The 3,440-nt window shown below is 65.8% G+C and carries 4 protein-coding genes; 3 read left to right on the top strand and 1 reads right to left on the bottom strand.

Translation table 11 applies throughout. The annotated features are described in order from the left end of the window. The 3 genes from carB to ACR2JA_RS16015 form a co-directional block, all read left to right on the top strand. Nucleotides 1–1,554, top strand: a 1,554-nt coding sequence (carB, locus tag ACR2JA_RS16025; protein ID WP_434010071.1) for a carbamoyl-phosphate synthase large subunit, incomplete at its 5' end; no start/stop codon positions are given. Nucleotides 1,555–1,731: 177 nt separating this feature from the next. Beyond that, entirely contained in the window at nucleotides 1,732–2,208 is a 477-nt protein-coding gene (gene greA / locus ACR2JA_RS16020; RefSeq protein WP_434010070.1) for a transcription elongation factor GreA, read from the top strand. Nucleotides 2,209–2,213: 5 nt separating this feature from the next. Next, nucleotides 2,214–2,678, top strand: a complete 465-nt coding sequence (locus ACR2JA_RS16015) for a DUF4149 domain-containing protein (RefSeq protein ID WP_434010069.1) — start codon at nucleotides 2,214–2,216, stop codon at nucleotides 2,676–2,678. A gap of 72 nt (nucleotides 2,679–2,750) precedes the next feature. On the opposite strand, the gene ACR2JA_RS16010 is transcribed toward ACR2JA_RS16015, so the two are convergent. Next, nucleotides 2,751–3,440 (bottom strand): bifunctional methylenetetrahydrofolate dehydrogenase/methenyltetrahydrofolate cyclohydrolase (locus tag ACR2JA_RS16010; protein WP_434010068.1); only part of this gene is annotated, 690 nt, incomplete at its 5' end.

Raw genomic sequence — 3,440 nt, 5'->3', positions numbered from 1 at the left:
CCGAACCGCATCGGCCAGGGCATCGAGTTCGACTACTGCTGCGTGCACGCCGCGCTGGCGATGCGCGAAGACGGGTACGAGACCATCATGGTCAACTGCAACCCGGAAACCGTGTCCACCGACTACGACACCAGCGACCGCCTGTACTTCGAGCCGCTGACGCTGGAAGACGTGCTGGAGATCGTGGACAAGGAAAAGCCGACCGGCGTGATCGTGCAGTACGGCGGCCAGACGCCGCTGAAGCTGGCGCTGGGCCTGGAGGCTGCGGGCGTGCCCATCATCGGCACCAGCCCGGACATGATCGACGCCGCCGAAGACCGTGAGCGCTTCCAGAAGCTGCTGCACGAGCTGGGCCTGCGCCAGCCGCCCAACGCCACCGCCCGCGCCGAGCCCGAAGCGCTGGAAAAAGCAGCGGCCCTGGGTTATCCGCTGGTCGTGCGCCCCAGCTACGTGCTGGGCGGCCGCGCGATGGAAATCGTGCACGAGCAGCGCGACCTGGAGCGCTACATGCGCGAAGCGGTGAAAGTGAGCAACGATTCGCCGGTGCTTCTGGACCGTTTCCTGAACGACGCCATCGAGTGCGACGTGGACGCGGTGCGCGACACCGCTGGCCGCGTGTTCATCGGTGGTGTGATGGAGCACATCGAGCAGGCGGGCGTGCACTCGGGCGACTCGGCCTGTTCGCTGCCGCCGTACTACCTGAGCAAGGCCACGGTGGACGAGCTCAAGCGCCAGACCGCAGCCATGGCCGAAGGCCTGAACGTGGTGGGCCTGATGAACGTGCAGTTCGCGATCCAGGAAAAGGAAGAGAACGGCGTCAAGACCGACGTGATCTTCGTGCTGGAGGTGAACCCGCGCGCCTCGCGCACGGTGCCGTTCGTGTCCAAGGCCACCGGCATCCAGCTGGCCAAGGTGGCGGCGCGCTGCATGGCCGGCCAGACGCTGGACCAGCAGGGCATCGGTGCCGAGGTCACGCCGCCGTACTTCAGCGTCAAGGAAGCCGTGTTCCCGTTTGTGAAGTTCCCGGGCGTGGACACCATCCTCGGCCCCGAGATGAAGTCCACCGGCGAGGTGATGGGCGTGGGCAAGACCTTCGGGGAAGCCTTTGTCAAGAGCCAGCTGGGCGCGGGCACCAAGCTGCCCACATCGGGCAAGGTGTTCCTGACCGTGAAGAACGGCGACAAGCCACGCGCCGTGGAAGTGGCGCGCCAGCTGGTGGCCATGGGTGTTGAACTGGTGGCCACGCGCGGCACGGCGGCGGCCATTGAAGCGGCGGGCGTTCCGGTCAAGACGGTGAACAAGGTGACCGAAGGCCGCCCGCACATCGTGGACTCGATCAAGAACAGCGAGATCGCGCTGGTGATCAACACGGTGGAAGAGCGCCGCAACGCCATCACCGATTCGCGCGCGATCCGCACCTCGGCGCTGCTGGCCCGTGTGACGACCTTCACCACCATCGCCGGCGCGGTAGCGGCTGTCGAGGGCATGAAGTACATGAACAGCCTGGGCGTGATTTCCGTGCAGGAGATGCACCAGCAGCTGGCGAACGCCTGAGTTCGCGCGGAGGGACGCTCTGGGGGCAAACCCCGGGGCGGCCCTTCGTTTTTTGCCGCGGGACCGGGGCATAATCCGGTGCAACTTCACCGCCGATCGGCAACGTTCGGCGGTTTCCTTTTGTCCCGGGCAGAAACCTCACGCAGCCTGCCCGATGCGTATCCCGGAGTGATTGCCATGTCCACCTATCCCATCACCAAACGCGGCGCCGAACTGCTCAAGGCCGAGCTGCACAAGCTCAAGACCGTGGAGCGCCCGGGGGTGATCCAGGCGATTGCCGAAGCCCGCGCCCAGGGCGATCTGAGCGAAAACGCCGACTACGACGCAGCCAAGGAACGCCAGGGCTTCATCGAAGGCCGCATCGCCGAGGTGGAAGGCAAGCTCTCGGCCGCTCAGGTGATCGACCCGTCCACGCTGGACGCTGGTGGCCGCGTGGTGTTCGGCGCCACGGTGGACCTGGAAGACGAAGACAGCGGTGCTGCCGTGACCTACCAGATCGTGGGCGAGGACGAGGCCGACCTGAAGAAGGGCCTGATCAACATCAGCAGCCCGATCGCGCGCGCGCTGATCGGCAAGGAAGAGGGCGACGTGGCCGAGGTGCAGGCGCCGGGCGGCGTGCGCCGCTACGAGGTGGTGGCTGTCCGCTACGAGTGATGGTCATGCAGCAGCGGCTGGCCGTTTTCCTGGCGGCGCTCTGGTGGGGCGGCATGTCAGGCCTGAGCTTCGTCGCCGTGCCCACGCTGTTCGCCCAGCTGGGCGCGCCCGTGGCCGGGCCGGTGGCGGCCAAGCTGTTTTCGTTGCAGTGCTGGGCCGGGCTGGGGATTGGCATGGCCTTGCTGCTGGTGTTGCGCCGGGCGCGGGCCGACGCACAGTTCCCGCTGGCGGATGAAACGGTGGACCCTCAACGGCTGGCGCAGATGCAGCGCGTGCTGGGCACCATGGGCTTTGTGCTGGCGGCCATGCTGCTGGCGCTGCTGCAGGAGTTCGGCGTGGCGCAGAAGATCGTCACCGCCCGCGCCACCGGTGGGGACCTGCGCCTGTGGCATGGCCTGGGCACGCTGATGGTGCTGGGGCAGTGGCTTTGTGCGGGCGCTGCGCTTTGGCGAACAGCGCGCATGAATTGACATTGAATTTCGTTATCAATGCATGAAAAACGCCGGCTTGAAGCCGGCGTTTTGCTTGGGGGGCTTGCCCGGTCAGGCACTTTTTTCGGCGGATTCGAGGGTGTTCACCATCAGCATGGTGATGGTCATGGGGCCGACGCCGCCCGGCACAGGGGTGATGTAGCCCGCGACTTCCTTGACGCCTGCAAAGTCCACGTCGCCGCAGAGCTTGCCTTCGTCGTTGCGGTTCATGCCCACGTCCAGCACCACGGCGCCGGGTTTGACCATGTCGGCCGTGAGCACATTGCGCTTGCCCACGGCGGCCACGATCACGTCGGCTTGCAGGGTCAGGGCTTTGAGGTTTTGGGTGCGCGAGTGCGCCACCGTCACCGTGGCGTCTTTTTGCAGCAGCATCAGCGCCATGGGCTTGCCCACAATGTTGCTGCGGCCAATGACCACGGCATGTTTGCCGCGCAGGTCATAGCCAATGCTCTCGAGCATCTTCATGCAGCCGTAGGGTGTGCAGGGCCAAAAACCGGGCATGCCGGTCATCAAGGCCCCGGCGCTGGCGATGTGAAAGCCGTCCACGTCCTTGGCCGGGCTGATGGCTTCGATCACTTTTTGCGCGTCGATGTGCGCCGGCAAAGGCAGTTGCACCAGGATGCCGTGGATGGCGGGGTCGTTGTTGAGGGCTTCCACGCGGGCCAGCAGGTCCGCTTCGGTCATGCTGGCGTCGTACTTCTCCAGCACCGAATGCAAGCCCGCATCGGAGCAAGCCTTCAC

Origin of the sequence: Hydrogenophaga sp., from assembly GCF_051007235.1 — a bacterium.
Classification (GTDB): Bacteria; Pseudomonadota; Gammaproteobacteria; order Burkholderiales; family Burkholderiaceae_C; genus Hydrogenophaga.
The sequence above is the reverse complement of the archived record's forward strand: the minus strand, read 5'-3'. Positions and strand labels throughout refer to the sequence as shown.